The following is a 16400-nucleotide window of genomic DNA, read 5'->3' on the forward strand; positions in this document are numbered from 1 at the left end:
CGCACGATGATCGCTGTTTTTCGCCTTGCGCCGCTCGCCGCTGCCGCGGCTCTCACGCCCGCCGCTTTGTTGTGGGCGCAGCCGACCCCTGGCGCGTTTACCGTGGCCGAAAGCGGGCGCAGCTTTGCGACCTTGCAAGAGGCGATCGACGCTGTCGGCAACGCGCGCGTCACAATCCGCATCGCGCCGGGCACCTATCGCCAATGCGCCGTGCAGGAGCAGGGGGTGATCGTCTACGAAGCCGCGGAACCCGGCAGCGTCACCTTCGCGGGCCGCGCCTGCGAGGGCAAGGCGGCGCTGGTGCTGCGCGGGACGGGCGCCGAGATTCGCGGGCTGACCTTCACCGGCATCGCGGTCGCGGACGGCAACGGCGCGGGCATCCGGCTCGAGGCAGGGGCGCTCAATGTCGCCTATGCCCGCTTCGAAAACAGCCAGCAGGGCATCCTCACCGCCGCCGATCCTTCGATCCGCGTCTACATCCTGCGCTCGACCTTCAGTGGCCTTGGCACCTGCGAGAACGAGGCGGGGTGCGCGCATTCGCTCTATATCGGCGATGTCGGGTCGCTCACCGTGCGCGAAAGCCGGTTCGAACGCGGCACCGGGGGCCACTACCTCAAGGCCCGCGCCGCCGAGGTCGTGATCGAGGGCAACAGCTTCGATGACGCGAACGGGCGCGCCACCAATTACATGATCGACCTGCCCGCCGGCAGCCGTGGCCGGATTGCCGACAACTGGTTCGTGCAGGGCCGCGACAAAGAGAACTACTCCGCCTTCATCGCGCTGGGGGCCGAGGAGATCCTGCACCCCTCGGCGGGCCTCAGGATCGAGAACAACGAAGCCCGCTTCGTCCCCGGCCTCTCGCGTCAGAGCGCGTTTCTGGCCGACTGGACCGGCGAGCGCGTGGTGATGCAGGGCAATCGTCTCGCCGAAGGGATCAGGCAGTACGAGCCGCGTTAGGGCTCAGGCCGGATCGAAGGCGCGGACATAGCGCTGCTCGGTTGCGGGGACCGGCGCGCCGAGACTTTTGACCTGCAAGAACTTCCCGATCTCGCCCGCCAGCCACATCGGCGCAGCAGCGACAAAGCCGAAACGCGAATAGATCGCCGGGTTGCCGAGCACCGTGATACCCCCTGCACCGCGTGTACGCATCGCCGCTTCGCCCGCTTCGATCAACGCGCGGCCCACGCCTCCACCCTGATGAGCCGGATCTACCGCGACCGGGCCAAGCACCACCCAGTCCCTATCGCCATTGAGCAGGACCGCTGGCGAATAGGTGATCTGACCAACGATGATCCCGCCGCGCTCTGCTACAAGCGAAAGCAGCAGATCGCCGTCGGCGCGCAGCCGGTCGATCACGTCCTGCTCGTCACCATCGGCGTAGGGCTTGCCCGCGAAGGCGCGCTTAACCAGGTCATGGATGGCGGCTTCATCACCGGGTTGTTCGGGACGAATGGCGATGTCGGTCATAATAGCAGATGCCCTGACCGGTCCCGCTTGGTCGCGAGATAGCGCGCGTTGTGGGGGTTTTCGGGGAGCTGGTGCGGCACGCGTTCGCTCACCGTAATGCCTGCCGCCGATAGCGCGCTCACCTTGGCCGGATTGTTCGTCAGCAGTCGGATAGTCCGTGCTCCCAGCAGTTCCAGCATCCGTGCTGCCACCGGAAAGTCGCGCGCTTCATCGGGCAGGCCCAAGCGCTGGTTCGCCTCGACCGTGTCGAAGCCCTGATCCTGCAAGCGATAGGCGCGCAGCTTGTTGACGAGGCCGATCCCGCGCCCTTCCTGCCGCATGTAGAGCAGCACGCCCCACCCGCCATTGTCCCGCGCCTCGTGCGCCATCGCGTGGAGCGCGGCGTCGAGTTGCGGGCCGCAGTCGCATTTGAGGCTACCGAGGATGTCGCCGGTAAGGCACTCCGAATGGAGCCGCACCAGCGGCTGGCAGTCGCCCGATTGCTTGCCGATGATCAGCGCGACATGTTCGCGCAGGTCCGCCGCCGAGCGGAAGGCGACGATCTCGGCGTCCTCGCTCGCGCTAACGGGCAGGCGCGCGCGGGTGACGATCCTGAGCGCACCCGCATCCGCATAGGCCGCAAGGTCCGACGCAGCGAGCGGTACTGCCTCGCCCGCGTTCACCGGGTCGACCAGAAAGGCGGGCAGGATGCCGGCAATCCGCGCCAGTTCCAGCGCAGCGGCGGCGGTCTCGGCCCAGTCGAGCCCCACGGCCTTGAACGGGCCTTTGAGGGGATTGCCGAGATCGAGCGCCGGATCGGCGATCGGTAGCGCTTCGCGCATCGTGAAATCCTCGCCGCCCGCGATCAGCACAGGGGCGTGGGGGACGGCGGCCTCGCGCTGGTTGGCGAGTTTCAGCGTCGCGGCGCGCGCGGCGGAGATCAGCATCCGCTCAGCTTGCGCGTCTTGCGCGATGGCGGTCTCGACGGGGAGCAATACCGGCCCACCCGCGAACGCCAACGGCCAGCCGTGGCGCAGCGCATCCACCGCCTGCGCGGCGCGGCGCGAAGGCGACGGCTCGCTCAGAGGTCGAACTCCGTGATCAGCGGCACGTGATCGGAGGGCTGCTCCCACCCGCGCGCGCTCTCGAGCACGCGGTGCGCGCGCGACTGCTTGGCAAGCTCGGGCGAGGCCCACATGTGGTCGAGACGGCGGCCCTTGTCGTTCTCCTGCCAGCCGGGATTGCGATAGCTCCACCAGGAGTAATAGCGCTGCGGCGCGGGGATATGCTGGCGGCCGAGATCGACCCAGCCATGCGCGTCCTGAAAGCGGCCCAGCGTCTCGACCTCGATCGGCGTATGGCTGACGACCTTGAGCAGTTGCTTGTGGCTCCACACGTCGCTTTCGAGCGGGGCGATGTTGAAATCGCCGACGATCAGCGTGGGCTTGTCCAGCGTGTCGGCCCACTGCGTCATCCGTCCGAGGAAATCGAGCTTCTGGCCGAACTTGGGGTTCTGCTCGCGGTCAGGGATGTCGCCGCCGGCCGGGACATAGACGTTCTCGACGAGGATATCCTTGCCGAGCACCTCGACTCCGATGTGGCGCGCTTCGCCATTGGCCTGCCAATCGTGGCGGGTGACCTCGCGGATCGGCACGCGGCTGACTGTGGCGACGCCGTGATAGCCCTTTTGCCCGCTTACCGCCTGATGCACGTAGCCAAGGTTCGCCAGCGCCTCGGCCGGGAACAGGTGGCTCTCGCACTTGATTTCCTGCAGGCACAGGATGTCGGGCGCGGCTTCGGTGAGCAGCTTTTCAATGAGGCCGACGCGCAGGCGAGCCGAATTGATGTTCCAGGTGGCGACAGAGATCATGGGGGCGGACTTAGGGGGGCGGGCGCGGAAAATCCACCGTCCTCAAATAGCGAGGCCGCAGGACAACCAAGACTCTTTCACTTTATCGTCGCATGGCGGCGCGATAGGGCGGGGCAAATGTCCCGGAGACCTGCCATGACCCGCACCATCCTCGCCGCACTTCTGCTTGCGAGCTCCACCGCCACGCCGGTGCTCGCCAAGGAGCATCGCCACGCGCCGCCGCCCGAGCCTAAGGCAAAGAACGTGATCCTGTTCATCGGAGACGGGATGGGCATTTCCACCATCACCGCCGCGCGCATCTATGACGGGCAGAAGCGCGGGGAGACGGGCGAGGAAAACCAGCTCTCCTTCGAGAAATTCCCCAATGTCGCGCTGATGAAGACCTACAACACCAACGCGCAGGTGCCCGACAGTGCGGGCACGGCGACGGCGATGCACTCCGGCGTGAAGACCCGGATCGGGGTGCTCGGTATCGGGCCGGACGCGGAAAAGGGCGTATGCCGGGACGCGCTCGCGCATCCCTTGCCGCTGCTCGGCGAGGAAGCCAAAGCGCGCGGACTGGCGCTCGGCATTGTCACCACCACCCGGATCACGCATGCGACTCCGGCCAGCGTCTATTCGCGCAGCGCTGACCGCGACTGGGAAAGCGACACCAACATTCCCGCAGCGCAAGCGGGTCAGGGCTGCAAAGACATCGCGCTGCAACTCTCCGAGGCGAAGTTCGATGTGGCGCTCGGTGGCGGCACGGCGATGTTCTACGGCAAGAACGGGGGCGGGCGGCGCGCTGATGCGGCGGCGGATCTGCCCGCTCAATGGGCCGCGACAAATGGCGGCGTGGTGGTGAAGGACGCAGCCGGTCTCGCCGCCGCGCCGATGGACAAGCCGGTGTTCGGCCTGTTCAACCCCAGCCACATGACCTTCATGGCCGATCGCAAGCCCGATTCGCCCGAACCGACCCTGACCGCCATGACCGCGCAGGCCATCGCCCGGCTCAAGGCCGATCCGGACGGCTATTACCTGATGGTCGAAGGCGGACGTATCGATCACGCACATCACGCCGGGCAGGCGGGTTATGCGCTGGAAGAGGCGGTGGAGTTTGCCCGCGCGGTGCAATGGGCGGTCGATCATACCAATCCCAAAGACACCCTGATCATGGTGACCGCCGATCACAGCCACGTGTTCACGATCGCGGGCTATCCCAAGCGGGGCAACGATATCCTCGGGCTGGTGGTGCCACCTGCGGGAACGGGCGAAGATGGCGGGGACGGCCAGTCTCCTCTCACAGCGATTGACGGCAAGCCATACACCACGCTCGGTTACGCCAACGGTCCGGGCGGCATCTATGTCGACGAGGACGGAGATGGCGAGCACGCCCGACCGGTTCCGCAGACCGGGTTGGGCGCGCGCCAACAGGCGCTGGTGCCGCTCGGCGCAGAAACCCACGGCGGCGAGGATGTCGCCCTGTTCGCCACCGGCCCGGGCGCAGCACGCGCGCGCGGCGTGATCGAGCAGAACGTGATCTACTCGATCATCCGCAAGGCCTTCGGCTGGGAAAGGTGATTTGGTTTCGCCATTCCCGAGCCTGATGGCGGCTTTGTAGAACGCCCGTCCGCTGGTTCAGGCATCGCCGAAAAGTGCTTCGACCGAGAACCGGCGCGCAGCGCACTCAATGTGCGTGAGCACCGGAAGCGCAGGGCGGAGCGCTTTGCAGGCCTGCATGAACCGGCTGGACATCAAAAAACCCTCGACCCGGGGGCGATGGGTCGAGGGTTCCATGGAGCGTTCGTCACGCTTTGTGCAAGACAGGCCCTTTTCGAAGGGTGGGCAACAGGGGGGAAACCTCCCTTCGGCCCGTCTTGTTGCGAATGATTATCCGATTGCGCCTTTCAGCCACATGAACGAAGCGGAAATTCTGTCGCTTTCATACAACCGTTCGCCGCTGTCCGGTTCATCCCGGACGACGAACCGAGCGTCGCGGGTCGCGGAAATTGAACGTGCTGTCGGGGACGCTCACGCCGTAGCGCTGATTCGACAATTCCACCCGCGTGCGGTTGTTCTGCGCGTCGAGCGCGACCCAGTGGGTCAGCTGCAGCCCGCCGGGCGCCGAAGCGTTCTTGACGAAGATCAGGTTGATCATCCCGAATTCGGGCTTCTTGGGATCGCGCACTTCGACGCTGAACACGTTCGGATTGCCGGTCGGAATCAGCTTGCCATAGCGCTTCACGTCGCGGTCGGGATCGAACAGCGCGCCCAGCGGCGAATTGCCGATCGGCCAGCGTTCGACCTGGTTGACCTCGTAATCGATGACGTAGAGCGACTTGCCGTTCGAGATGACGAGGAAGTCGGCGTCCTTGCCGTAATCGAAGCGGATCTTGCCCGGACGCTTGAGCGTCATGACGCCGCGCACGGTGTTGCCCATGCGGTCGGTCTGGGTGAAATCGGCGCGCATCGTGCCGATCGATCGCAGCGCGCCGACCACGCGATCAAGATCGCCGGTGGTGGTCTGGGCAGCGAGCGGGGGGGCGAGTTCGGCCGGTGCGCCGGGCGCAAGGCCAAGCGCGAAGGCGCCGGCCCCGAGGCCGAGCAGCAGTGCGCGTGCGGTGTTCTGGATCGTGATCATGCCGTGCCGGTTAAGGCCGCTGGCTTGAACTGTCGATGAATCTTTGCGCCTGCCGTTGTTCAGCGGGCGCGCAGGCCCAAGACCTTACTTGATCTTGGCTTCCTTGAACTCGACGTGCTTGCGCGCGACGGGGTCATACTTGCGGAAGCTCATCTTCTCGGTGATGTTGCGCGGGTTCTTCTTGGTCACGTAGAAGAAGCCGGTGCCCTCGCTCGAGACGAGGCGGATCTTGACGGTGGTGGGCTTCGCCATGGCGGTATCCTGTCAAATGGGTCGGCCCGGTCAGACGCAGCTTTCGGGCATAAAAAGCAAATAGCGGCGCGCCCGGAAGGCCCGGCACACCGCCACACGGACGCGCCATTCGCCGATTCACGGGGAAAAGTCAAGGCGGCTTACCAGTCGGAGGCTCTGGGCTTCCCGCGATTGGCCTTTACCGCGCCGCGCACCTTCTTGACCTTCAGCCGTTCGGTCTTGCCCACGCGGTTGAGCCGGGTCTTGGCGCGGCGTTTGGGCTGGGTCTGCGCCTCTTCCAGCAGCGCGGTCAGCTTGGCGCGGGCATCCTGACGGTTGGCCTCCTGCGTGCGGTGCGCCTTCGAGGTGATGATGAGATCGCCGTTCCCCGCCAGCTTCGATCCAGCCAGCGACCGCAAACGCGTAAACACCGGCGGCTCGAGGCGCAGGGCGTAGATATTGACCCGCAGCTCGACTTCGGTCGCGACCTTGTTGGCATTCTGGCCGCCCGGGCCTGATCCTGCGAGGAAGCTCTCGGTGGCAAGGCGCAAGGCGCGCGAGGTCAGAGGTTCCTCGTCATCCATCCTTCGCCCCGAGCGCAAGGAAGTCCGCCGGCAGGGGAGCGCGCGCTTCGATCGCGGGTTTGCCGGGGCGGGTGACGGTCAGGCTCTCGGCATGGAGCATCGTCCGCTTCGCGCCCGGCGCGTTGCCGGTGCCATAGACTGGGTCGCCCAGCAAAGGCGCACCAAGGCCCTTCAATGCATGGACGCGCAACTGATGCGTGCGCCCCGTTTCGGGGCGGAATCGGATCAGGCTGTGCGGGCCGAGTTCCTCGACCAGTTCCCAGTGCGAGACGGCGGGCTTGCCCTTCTTCGCCGCAATCATCCGCCAGCCTTTCTCGGCCGAACTGATCTTGGCGAGCGACAATTCGATCGTGCCCGATGTGTCCGGCGGATGCCCGGCGAGGATGGCAAGATAGGTCTTGGCGACGGCGCGTTCCTCGAACGCCCGGTTGAACCGGGCCAGCGCCTTGGGATTGCGGGCGAGCAGCAGGCAGCCCGAGGTATCGGTGTCGAGCCGGTGCACCGCCACCGGCGGGCGCTGGAAGCCGAGTTTTAGCCGCTCGAGGTGGTCTTCGAGGCAGATGCCGCCCTTGCGCGGGCGATCGAGCGCCATGCCCGAAGGCTTGTCGATCACCAGCGCTTCGCCGTCTTCGTATAGGATTTTGATGTCAGCCATGGTGCCCGTTAGCCGCTTGGGCAGGGCTTGTCGAAGAACTAAACCAGCACTGCCCGCATCAGCCCGCGCACCGCGTTGCCGATCCAGAATCCGTTTGCCAGATCGTCCAGCGTCAGCCGCGCCTCGCGCGCGCGACCATCGGCGATCAGGTGTTCGCGCAGCACGCCCGGCAGCAGGCCGAGATCGGTGGGCGGGGTCAGCAGGATGCCGTCCGGCCCCTCGGCGAAGATGCTCGTCCAGCTGCCCTCGGTCACCAGCCCGTCGGCGCGCACGAGCACGGCCTCGTCCGCGCCGAACATCCGGGCGGCCTCGCGCGCACCGTCATAAAAGCCGCGGTCGGAAGTCTTGTGCATCAGCCGCCAGTCGGACGGATCGAGCGGATGCGGCAGCGCCGCCACCTTGACCGGTTCGGCCAGCGGCGCGGGCAGTGGCCCAGCCTCGAGTGCGCTGGCTCCGCTGCGGGCGACCAGCAACCGCACCTTGGCCGGCGCATCAAGCTCGAAGCACAGCGCCTGAATCTGGTTACGTGCCGCATGGCGATCGAACGCAAAGCCGAGCGTCGCGGCGCTGGCCTTCATCCGTGCCAGATGGAGTTCGAGCAGCGCGATCCCGCTGTCCGGCTCGAAGCGCATGGTTTCGATCAGGTCGGGCGTGGGTGCGGAAAGCTCGGGCGCGGCGCGGCGCACGAAGCCCGCCTTGATCTCGCATTCGCGCCGTTCTGCCAGCGGATCGCTGTCGGCTACGATGGCCGAGCCGATGCCGAGCACCGCGCGGCCCTGCCCGTTCTCGATCGGGGTCAGCCGCAAGGTGCGGATCGCGACGTTGAAGGCGGCGTTGCCGTCCCCGTCGATCCGCCCGATTGCCCCGCAATAGACCCCGCGCGCATCGCGCTCGACGTCGCCGAGCAGTTCCATCGCCCGGATCTTGGGCGCGCCGGTGATCGAACCGCACGGGAACAGCGCGCGCACCAGATCCATCGCGCCCTTGCCGGGGCTGAGCCGCGCGCGCACGGTCGAGACCATCTGGTGCACTGTCGGGTAGCTTTCGACCGCGAAGGGCGCATCCACGCGCACGCTCCCCGCCTCGGCGACGCGCGAGAGGTCGTTGCGCATCAGATCGACGATCATCAGGTTTTCGGCGCGGTCCTTGACCGAGGTGGCAAGGTCTTCGGCCAGCGCCGCATCCGCTGCCGGATCGGCCGAACGCGGACGTGTGCCCTTCATCGGCTTGACCTTGGCCTCGGTGCCATTGAGGGCCACGAACAGCTCGGGCGAGAAGCTCAGCAGCCAGTGCGCCCCGTCAAAGATCAACCCGCCATAGCCAGCCGATGCCGCCGGACGCAGCGCGGCGTAGAGCCCCACTGGATCGCCGCGGAACGATCCGGCGAGGCCATAGGTGAGGTTCGCCTGATAGATGTCGCCCGCGCTGATCGCCTCGCGCAGGGTGGCGAAGGCCGCTTCATAGCCACCGGGCGAAAGCTGGGGTTCCATCGGGCCGAGCGTGCCGGGGCCTTGCGCGCGGGCGGCGAGCCAGCTGGGCACATCGGCGGCGGCGATCCGCTGCGGCGCATCGAACAGGCCGAGCCACACCAACGGCCCAGCCGCGCCCGATCGTGCGGCGGCAATCCCCGCTAGCTTCGGCTCGAGCGCCAATCCTGCCTCGTAAGCAATATAGCCGGCAAGCGACCTTCCGCTTGCCTGCCGCGCAGCATCGGCGGCTTCGAGCACCGCCGAAACCTCGTCGGGCCGGGTGGCAATGAACAGCTGCTCTGGCGCTTCGTACAGCAGCGCATCGGCCGCGGCCTCTCCGGCGCGGGCATCATCGAGCAGGACAAAAGGCACAGGCTGACCCATCGGCGTTTCCTTAGCCCAATTCGCCGCCAAGTCGAGAACTTGACCGCCGCCACCTGCGCCGCCAAACCTGCGGCTCCATAAGCACCATCGGGAACAAGCACATGGCGGACGGCGCAGGCGATATCTTTCTGGGACTTGGCAATGATGGATCGCGTCAGGCGCTCAACCTTGGCCGCGCCAATCGCCACGGGCTGATCGCGGGGGCGACCGGCACCGGCAAGACCGTGACCTTGCAGGGCATCGCCGAGAGCTTTTCCGCTGCCGGGGTGCCGGTGTTCGTCGCCGACGTGAAGGGCGATCTGTCGGGCATCGCGATGGCCGGCTCGCCGACCTTCAAGCATGCCGACAAGCTGGAAAGCCGCGCGAAAGAGCTCGGCATGACGGACTATGCCTATGCCGATAATCCCGTGATCTTCTGGGATCTCTACGGCGAACAGGGCCACCCGATCCGCACCACGATATCGGAAATGGGCCCGCTGCTGCTCGCGCGCCTGCTCGATCTCAACGAGACGCAGGAAGGCGTGTTGCAGATCATCTTCCGCTACGCCGACGAGAACGGCTTGCTGCTGCTCGATCTGGAAGATCTGACCGCGCTGCTCGCCTGGGCTAACGAAAATGCCTCGGAACTGTCGGGCAAGTACGGCAATGTCGCCAAGCCTTCGGTCGGCTCGATCCAGCGCCAGCTGCTCTCGTTCGAGGCGCAGGGCGCGGAGCATTTCTTCGGCGAACCGGCGCTGGAAATCGGCGATTTCCTGAAGGTGGACGATCAGGGGCGCGGCTATGTGAACGTGCTCGCCGCCGACAAGCTGATGCGCAGCCCCAAGCTCTATGCCACCTTCCTGCTGTGGCTGCTGGCGGAACTGTTTGAATCGCTGCCCGAAGTCGGCGATCCGGAGAAGCCCAAGCTGGTGTTCTTCTTTGATGAAGCGCACCTGCTGTTCACCGATGCTCCGCCGGCCTTGCTCGACAAGATCGAGCAGGTGGTACGGCTGATCCGGTCGAAGGGCGTGGGGGTCTACTTTGTCACCCAGAACCCGATCGACATTCCCGAGCGGGTCGCGGGCCAGCTTGGCAACCGGGTGCAGCACGCGCTGCGCGCCTTCACGCCGCGCGATCAGCGGGCGATCAAGGCGGCTTCGGAAACCTTCCGCATCAACCCCAAGCTCGATGTCGAGACCGCGATTACCGAGCTCAAGGTGGGCGAGGCGCTGGTTTCGACGCTGGACGAAGACGGCGCGCCGACGATTGTCGAGCGTACGCTGATCAAGCCGCCGCGTTCGCGCCTTGGGCCGGTGAGCGAGAAGGAGCGCGCGATCATCCAGTCGATCAGCCCGGTCGAGGGGAAATACGACACCCGCGTCGATCGCGAGAGCGCCGAGGAAGTGCTCGCCGCCAAGGCTGCCGATGCCGCCGCGACCGCCGAGGAAGTCGCCGAGAAGGGCGAAGAACAGGTTGCCAAGCGCGAGCGCAAGACGCCTTCGATGTGGGAGAAGGCGGGCAAGAGCGCGCTGACGGCGGCGTCCGGTTCGCTGGCCTCGATCGCGGTTGCCGCGGTGCTCGGCAAGAAGTCGGGCGCGGACCCGCTGCGGAGCGGGGCGACCGCGTTCGTCCGCAATATATTTGGCAGCCTGATGCGCTAGGCTTCAGGCCCAAGCGGCAATGTTCCACGTGGAACATTGCCGCAATGGGGGCCGAAGAGGGGTCTAGAGAGGGTCTAAGGGGGGTCTAGAGCGACCTAACCCTCGGCTGGCGCGACCATGCAGAAGGCGTTGAGCTTGTTCCCGTCGGGATCGCGGAAATAGCCGGCATAGAAGCCGTCATCCCCGCGCGGGCCGGGCGCGCCTTCGTCGCTGCCGCCATGCGCCATCGCGATGTCATAGACCGCGTGGACATCCTCCGGCGTCTTCACTTCGAGCGCGACCATCACCCCGTTGCCGACTGTCGCGGGCTGGCCATCGAACGGCTTGGTAATTCCGATCCCCGGCGCGCCGCCCCATTCGCCCCAGGCGATGAAGCTTTCAAAATCCATCATCCGCCCGACCCCGAAATGGGCCGCCAGCGCATCATAGAACGCCGCCGCGCGCGGCAGATCATTGGTGCCCAGAGTGACGTAGCCGATCATGCGTAATTCCTCCCGTGTAACGCGACTCGCGAATGGGAGAACATTACATGAACATAAAGTCGGCAACAAGTAGGGATGGGTTGGATATCGGCCCGTCACCGGACGGGCCGCGAGCGCACGCGCGCGAGCCGCAGGCGATCCGGAGCGAAGCGGAGGAGGCTCGCCGAGGACTGCGCGCCGGAGGGCGTGCAGCAAACAAGAAAAGCCTAGCCCCGTGTCAGGCACGGGGCGACGATATCAAAGCGGCGCGGTCTCCCGCTCCACCCACGCCAGATCATCGCCGCTCAGGCGCGGCCTGAGCAGCGCGCGCACTTGGGCGTGGTAGGCATCGACCCACGCAATCTCCTCCGCCGTCAGCAGGCTCTTTTCGATCAGCTTGCGATCGAGCGGCACGAAAGTCAGCGTTTCGAACCCGAGGTAGCGGCCTTCCTGCCCTTCGATCTGGCGCTCTTCCACCAGCACCAGATTCTCGATCCGGATGCCGTAGTGGCCCTGCTTGTAATAGCCCGGCTCGTTCGAGAGGATCATGCCGGCGAACAGCTCCTGCCCTGTCCCGGCCTGCCCGCCCGAAGGCTTGGCGATGCGCTGCGGGCCTTCGTGGACGGCGAGGAAGCTGCCGACCCCATGGCCGGTGCCGTGGGCGTAATCGACCCCCGCTTCCCAGAGATATTGCCGCGCCAGCACATCAAGCTGACCGCCGGCCGTGCCTTGCGGGAACACTGCACGGGCGAGCTGGATGTGGCCCTTCAGCACCCGCGTGTTGCGATCGCGCATTTCCGCGCTCGGCTGGCCCGGACCGACCCACACGGTGCGGGTGATGTCGGTCGTCCCGCTGCCGGTCGCGCCGACATATTGCCCGCCCGAATCGACAAGGTAGATCGAGGACGGCGGGATCGGGATATTGCTGTCTTCGTCCACCTTGTAATGCGGCAGAGCGGCGTGGCCAGCGGCGGCGGAGATGGTGTCGAAGCTGAGGTCTTTCAGCCCTGCATCCTCGGCGCGGAAGGCGGCGAGCTTGGCGGCGGCGGCGAGTTCATCGACCCCGCCCTTGGGCGCTTCGATCTCCAGCCAGCGCAGGAAGCGGCTCACCGCTGCGCCGTCACGCGCCTGCGCGTCGCGGTGGCCCTGCTGTTCGGCGGTGTTCTTGATCGCCTTGGCAAGGATCGTTGGATCGGCCGCGAAGCTGACCCGCGCGCCCGCCGCAGTCAGCGCCTGCGCGATGCCGGCGACGGCGAAATCAGGATCGAGGCTGACGCTCTTGCCCGCCAGCTCGCCAAGCGCGCCCGCAAAGGCTGCGCGGTCTCGGATCGTCACCGCATTGCCCAGATGGCGGGCGAGTTCGGGCGTGACCTTCTCGGGCGCGATGAACAGATCGGCGCTGCCGTCCTTGCGGGCGACCACATAGGACAGCGCGACCGGCGTATGCGCCACGTCGGCCCCGCGGATATTGAGCAGCCACGCGATCGAATCGAGCGCCGGGATCACTACGGCATCGTGGCCGTGCTGTTCGAGCCAGTCGGCAATCGCGGCGCGCTTGTCGGCCGAGGATTGCCCCGCCAGCGCCTCGTCAAACGGGGTCGCTGCCGCCGCCGAGGGCGCGGGCTGATCGGCCCACACGGCATCGACCGGATTGCTGTCTGCCGCCACCAGCGCGATGCCGCGCGGGGCAAGCTGGCCTTCCAGCGCCGAAACCCAGCGCGCGGTGTGGAGCCACGGATCGTAAGCGATCTTTGCGCCGCTTTCACACACGTCGCCGAGCCAGCCCGACAGCGTATCGGCGGGCACGCCGCGGTGTTCGAACAGTTTGCCATCAACCTGTTCGCGCACCTGCACGGTGTAGCGTCCGTCGACGAAGATCGCCGCATGGGTGAGCGTTACCGCAGCAAAGCCTGCCGAGCCGCCGAAGCCGGTCAGCCAGCCAAGGCGCTGGGCATAATCGCCGACATATTCGCTCATGTGTTCATCCGAGATCGGGATGATGAACCCGTCGAGCCCGCGGCGCTTCAGCTCTTCGCGCAGGGCAGCCAGACGGGCCTCATGGGTCTGCATCAGCATTTCGTCGATCCTCGACTTTCGGCGCAGCCACTTGCCGCGCAGGATTGTGTCACTAGAGATGCCATCATAGGCCGTCGCCTCGCGTCTTTCCACCCGCGAGCGCGGCAGGCCGGGCCGCAAACAGGAACAATCTTTTCAATGCTTCGCCTGATCAGCACCAGCGCGCTTGCCTTTGGGTTGGCCGCCACCACCTTTGCTCCGGCCGCGATGGCCGCCACCTCCGAGGATTCCGCCAAAGTGACCAAGTCTGCCGCCGCCGCTACCGCTGGCGAGATCAAGCCCCCCGTCGCCGCCAAGCGCCCGCACAGCTACACCGTGCACGGCATCACGGTCGAAGACCCGTACGACTGGCTCTACGACAAGTCCTATCCCACGGTGGACGACAAGGATGTGCTCGATCACCTGAAGGCCGAGAACGCCTATTTCGAAGCCAAGATGGAAGGTCAGAAGGCGCTGACCGAGGCGCTGTTCAAGGAAATGCGCGCCCGCATCAAGGAAGACGATTCGACCGTCCCCCAGAAGGATGGCGATTACCTCTACTGGTCTGAGTTTGAGGAAGGCGCGCAGTATCGCAAGCATTACAGGAAGCCCGTGGCGGGCGGCGAGCGCGAGCTGCTGATCGACGAGAACGCGATGGCCGAGGGCCACGAATATTTCAGCCTCGGCGCGGCATCGGTGAGCCAGAACGGGCGCTTCCTTGCCTATTCCACCGACACCACCGGCGGCGAGCGTTACACCGCGCGGATCAAGGATCTGCAAACCGGCGAACTGCTGCCCGATGTGATCGAGAACCTGCGCGGCGGGCTGGTGTGGGTCGCGAATGATACCGCGCTGGTCTACGGCCCCTCGACCGAGGAATGGCGCACGCTGGAAGCCAAGCTCCACGTGATCGGCACGCCCACGGCAAGCGACGTGACGCTCTACAAGGAGGAAGATCAGAGCTTCGGCGTGGGCAGCGGGCTGTCGGCGCAGGAAGACTGGCTGATCATCTCCACCGGCGACAACGAGACGAGCGAAGTGCGCCTCGTCCCCGCGGCCAACCCGACCGCCAAGCCGATCCTCGTGAAGGCGCGGCAGAAGGGCGTCGAATACGGCGTCGATATCCGCGATGGCGAGTTGTGGGTGTGGACCAATGATGATCACATCAACTTCCGCCTCGCCAAGGCGAAGCTGGAAACGCCGGGTGACTGGCAGACGGTGATCGCCGGGTCGGACGAGTTCTATCTGACCGGGTTCGAGCTGTTCAAGGACTTCTACGTCACCGAAGGGCGGTTGAACGGCCTCGACCAGATCCAGCTGCGCTCATACGCCGATGCGGGCAAGATCACGCCGATCACCTTCCCCGAAGCGAGCTACACGGCGGGGCTTTCGAACAACCCCGAATATGATGTCAACACGCTGCGCCTGTCCTACCAGTCGATGGTGACGCCCGGCACGGTCTATGATTACGACATCAAGACCGCCAAGCTGACGACGCTCAAGACGCAGGAAATCCCGAGCGGTTATGATCCCGGCCTCTACACCACCGAGCGGCTGACCATTCAGGCGCGCGACGGGACGATGGTGCCGGTCAGCCTGCTGATGCGGAAGGACCGCGCGGAAATCCTCAAGAAGGCCGGCATCAAGGGGCCGGGGCCGCTGCACCTCTATGCCTATGGCGCCTATGGCTATGCCATCCCGCCGGGCTTTTCGACCTCGCGCCTCAGCCTTGTCGATCGCGGCTTCGCCTATGCCATCGCGCATATCCGCGGCGGGGACGACCTTGGGCGGCGCTGGTATCTGCAAGGCAAGCTGTTCGAGCGGATGAACACCTTCAACGATTTCGTCGATGCGGGCCGGGGCCTGATCGCCAAAGGCTACACCGCTGAAGGCATGGTCACCGCGAGCGGCGGCTCGGCCGGCGGCGAGTTGATGGGCGCGGTGATCAATCAGGACCCGGCGCAATATGGCGCGGTGGTGGCGCACGTGCCTTTCGTCGATGTCGTGAACACGATGCTCAACGAGAAGCTGCCCCTCACCCCCGGCGAATGGCAGGAATGGGGCAACCCGATCACCGACAAGGCGGCGTTTGCCTACATGCTGTCGTACTCGCCCTATGATCAGGCGGTCGCCAAGGCCTACCCGCCGATGCTGGTGACCGCCGGCCTCAACGATCCGCGCGTGACCTATTGGGAGCCCGCCAAGTGGGTCGCGAAGCTGCGCGAGGTGAAGACCGACGACAACCTGCTGCTCCTCAAGACCAACATGGGCGCAGGCCACGGCGGGCAATCGGGCCGCTGGAACAGCCTGAAGGAGACGGCGGAGGAATTCGCCTTCATCCTGTGGCAGATGGGCATGGCGCCCAAGAGCGAGGGCAAGTGAGCATGGGCGTCATTATCCGTTCGTGTCGAGCGCAGTCGAGACACGCCGCGACTACGGCTCTCGACTACGCTCGAGCCGAACGGGGTGCATGGTGACCAACCGCTTCACCCGCACCTTCGTGGCCGCGCCCGAGCACATCGACGAGCTCGGCCACGTCAACAACACTGTGTGGGTGCAGTGGATCCAGGACATGGCGACCGCCCACTGGGACAGCGTCGCACGCGCCGAAGACCGGGCGGCCTTCTTCTGGGTCGTGGTGCGCCACGAGATCGATTACCGCGGCAATGTGGCCGAGGGCGAGAGCGTCCGTGCCGAAACCTGGATCGAGGGCGAGGCGCAGGGCGCCAAATCTGTCCGCCGCGTCGAGTTCACCGATGCATCCGGCAAGCGCCTCGTCAGCGCGGCAACGACATGGGCGATGATCGACCGTGCCAGCGGACGGCTGGCGCGGGTGCGACCCGAGGTGCTGGAGCCTTTCTCGTGAAGGGTCAGACCTCCCGCCCCGCCTCCCCACCCGGCCACCATAGCCTAATGGTATCATTGGTGGCCGGGTGGGGAGGCGGGGCGGGAGGTCTGCGCCACCGAAGGTGGCCGCCAAACACC

At 66.1% G+C, this 16400-nt stretch carries 15 protein-coding genes; 5 read left to right on the forward strand and 10 right to left on the reverse strand.

Features of this window, described 5'->3' with window-relative positions:
- Window positions 1-6 precede the first annotated feature (6 nt).
- Complete coding sequence (locus BG023_RS02945) at window positions 7-957, forward strand: hypothetical protein (protein WP_069309140.1); 951 nt, start codon at window positions 7-9, stop codon at window positions 955-957.
- Window positions 958-960: 3 nt separating this feature from the next.
- Here the strand turns inward: BG023_RS02945 and BG023_RS02950 are convergent, their stop codons facing one another.
- The 3 genes from BG023_RS02950 to BG023_RS02960 are packed head-to-tail and all read right to left on the reverse strand — an operon-like array spanning window position 961 to window position 3316.
- Window positions 961-1467, reverse strand: coding sequence for a GNAT family N-acetyltransferase (locus BG023_RS02950; protein WP_069309141.1), 507 nt, complete (start codon window positions 1465-1467; stop codon window positions 961-963).
- Entirely contained in the window at window positions 1464-2492 is a 1029-nt protein-coding gene (gene ribA, locus BG023_RS02955; protein ID WP_083234497.1) for a GTP cyclohydrolase II, read from the reverse strand. Before ribA ends, BG023_RS02950 begins: the two co-directional genes overlap by 4 nt.
- A 35-nt stretch (window positions 2493-2527) precedes the next feature.
- Entirely contained in the window at window positions 2528-3316 is a 789-nt protein-coding gene (locus BG023_RS02960) for an exodeoxyribonuclease III (RefSeq protein WP_069309142.1), read from the reverse strand.
- A gap of 135 nt (window positions 3317-3451) precedes the next feature.
- Here BG023_RS02960 and BG023_RS02965 point away from each other — a divergent pair, with 135 nt between their 5' ends.
- Window positions 3452-4876: an alkaline phosphatase gene (locus tag BG023_RS02965; protein WP_083234498.1), complete on the forward strand. Its 1425-nt coding sequence runs from the start codon at window positions 3452-3454 to the stop codon at window positions 4874-4876.
- A 388-nt stretch (window positions 4877-5264) separates the two neighbouring features.
- Here BG023_RS02965 and BG023_RS02970 read toward each other — a convergent pair whose 3' ends face one another.
- From BG023_RS02970 to pabB, 5 genes are all read right to left on the reverse strand, one after another.
- Window positions 5265-5936 carry a LolA family protein gene (locus BG023_RS02970; protein ID WP_069309144.1) on the reverse strand — a complete coding sequence of 224 codons (672 nt, stop codon included), beginning with the start codon at window positions 5934-5936 and terminating at the stop codon, window positions 5265-5267.
- 84 nt (window positions 5937-6020) lie between these two features.
- Complete coding sequence (rpmG, locus tag BG023_RS02975) at window positions 6021-6188, reverse strand: 50S ribosomal protein L33 (protein WP_017664380.1); 168 nt, start codon at window positions 6186-6188, stop codon at window positions 6021-6023.
- Between the two features lie 140 nt (window positions 6189-6328).
- Window positions 6329-6751 carry an alternative ribosome rescue aminoacyl-tRNA hydrolase ArfB gene (arfB, locus tag BG023_RS02980; RefSeq protein WP_069309145.1) on the reverse strand — a complete coding sequence of 141 codons (423 nt, stop codon included), beginning with the start codon at window positions 6749-6751 and terminating at the stop codon, window positions 6329-6331.
- Window positions 6744-7406 (reverse strand): RluA family pseudouridine synthase, encoded by a 663-nt coding sequence (locus BG023_RS02985; RefSeq protein WP_069309146.1) that lies wholly within the window; start codon window positions 7404-7406, stop codon window positions 6744-6746. The genes arfB and BG023_RS02985 overlap by 8 nt, the downstream gene beginning before the upstream one ends.
- A 38-nt stretch (window positions 7407-7444) precedes the next feature.
- Window positions 7445-9259 (reverse strand): aminodeoxychorismate synthase component I, encoded by a 1815-nt coding sequence (pabB, locus tag BG023_RS02990; protein WP_069309147.1) that lies wholly within the window; start codon window positions 9257-9259, stop codon window positions 7445-7447.
- 101 nt (window positions 9260-9360) lie between these two features.
- On the opposite strand from pabB, the gene BG023_RS02995 reads away from it, so the two are divergent.
- Entirely contained in the window at window positions 9361-10899 is a 1539-nt protein-coding gene (locus tag BG023_RS02995; protein ID WP_069309148.1) for a helicase HerA-like domain-containing protein, read from the forward strand.
- A gap of 95 nt (window positions 10900-10994) precedes the next feature.
- Here the strand turns inward: BG023_RS02995 and BG023_RS03000 are convergent, their stop codons facing one another.
- Complete coding sequence (locus BG023_RS03000) at window positions 10995-11381, reverse strand: VOC family protein (RefSeq protein ID WP_069309149.1); 387 nt, start codon at window positions 11379-11381, stop codon at window positions 10995-10997.
- Between the two features lie 237 nt (window positions 11382-11618).
- Entirely contained in the window at window positions 11619-13436 is a 1818-nt protein-coding gene (locus BG023_RS03005) for an aminopeptidase P family protein (RefSeq protein ID WP_069311084.1), read from the reverse strand.
- A gap of 138 nt (window positions 13437-13574) precedes the next feature.
- Between BG023_RS03005 and BG023_RS03010 the strand changes: the two genes are divergently transcribed.
- Complete coding sequence (locus BG023_RS03010) at window positions 13575-15797, forward strand: S9 family peptidase (RefSeq protein ID WP_069309150.1); 2223 nt, start codon at window positions 13575-13577, stop codon at window positions 15795-15797.
- Between the two features lie 91 nt (window positions 15798-15888).
- The gene (locus BG023_RS03015) at window positions 15889-16281 is read left to right on the forward strand and encodes an acyl-CoA thioesterase (RefSeq protein WP_190315829.1); all 393 of its coding nucleotides are present in this window, start codon (window positions 15889-15891) and stop codon (window positions 16279-16281) included.
- The last annotated feature ends 119 nt before the right edge of the window (window positions 16282-16400 follow it).

This window comes from Porphyrobacter sp. LM 6, from assembly GCF_001720465.1.
Lineage (GTDB): Bacteria > Pseudomonadota > Alphaproteobacteria > Sphingomonadales > Sphingomonadaceae > Erythrobacter.

Coding starts and splice junctions, on each gene's coding strand:
- BG023_RS02945 (WP_069309140.1), top strand. CDS start 7: ATGATCGCTGTTTTTCGCCTTGCGCCGCTCGCCGCTGCCGCGGCTCTC.
- BG023_RS02950 (WP_069309141.1), bottom strand. CDS start 1,467: ATGACCGACATCGCCATTCGTCCCGAACAACCCGGTGATGAAGCCGCC.
- BG023_RS02960 (WP_069309142.1), bottom strand. CDS start 3,316: ATGATCTCTGTCGCCACCTGGAACATCAATTCGGCTCGCCTGCGCGTC.
- BG023_RS02965 (WP_083234498.1), top strand. CDS start 3,452: ATGACCCGCACCATCCTCGCCGCACTTCTGCTTGCGAGCTCCACCGCC.
- BG023_RS02970 (WP_069309144.1), bottom strand. CDS start 5,936: ATGATCACGATCCAGAACACCGCACGCGCACTGCTGCTCGGCCTCGGG.
- rpmG (WP_017664380.1), bottom strand. CDS start 6,188: ATGGCGAAGCCCACCACCGTCAAGATCCGCCTCGTCTCGAGCGAGGGC.
- arfB (WP_069309145.1), bottom strand. CDS start 6,751: ATGGATGACGAGGAACCTCTGACCTCGCGCGCCTTGCGCCTTGCCACC.
- BG023_RS02985 (WP_069309146.1), bottom strand. CDS start 7,406: ATGGCTGACATCAAAATCCTATACGAAGACGGCGAAGCGCTGGTGATC.
- pabB (WP_069309147.1), bottom strand. CDS start 9,259: ATGGGTCAGCCTGTGCCTTTTGTCCTGCTCGATGATGCCCGCGCCGGA.
- BG023_RS02995 (WP_069309148.1), top strand. CDS start 9,361: ATGGCGGACGGCGCAGGCGATATCTTTCTGGGACTTGGCAATGATGGA.
- BG023_RS03000 (WP_069309149.1), bottom strand. CDS start 11,381: ATGATCGGCTACGTCACTCTGGGCACCAATGATCTGCCGCGCGCGGCG.
- BG023_RS03005 (WP_069311084.1), bottom strand. CDS start 13,436: ATGCTGATGCAGACCCATGAGGCCCGTCTGGCTGCCCTGCGCGAAGAG.
- BG023_RS03010 (WP_069309150.1), top strand. CDS start 13,575: ATGCTTCGCCTGATCAGCACCAGCGCGCTTGCCTTTGGGTTGGCCGCC.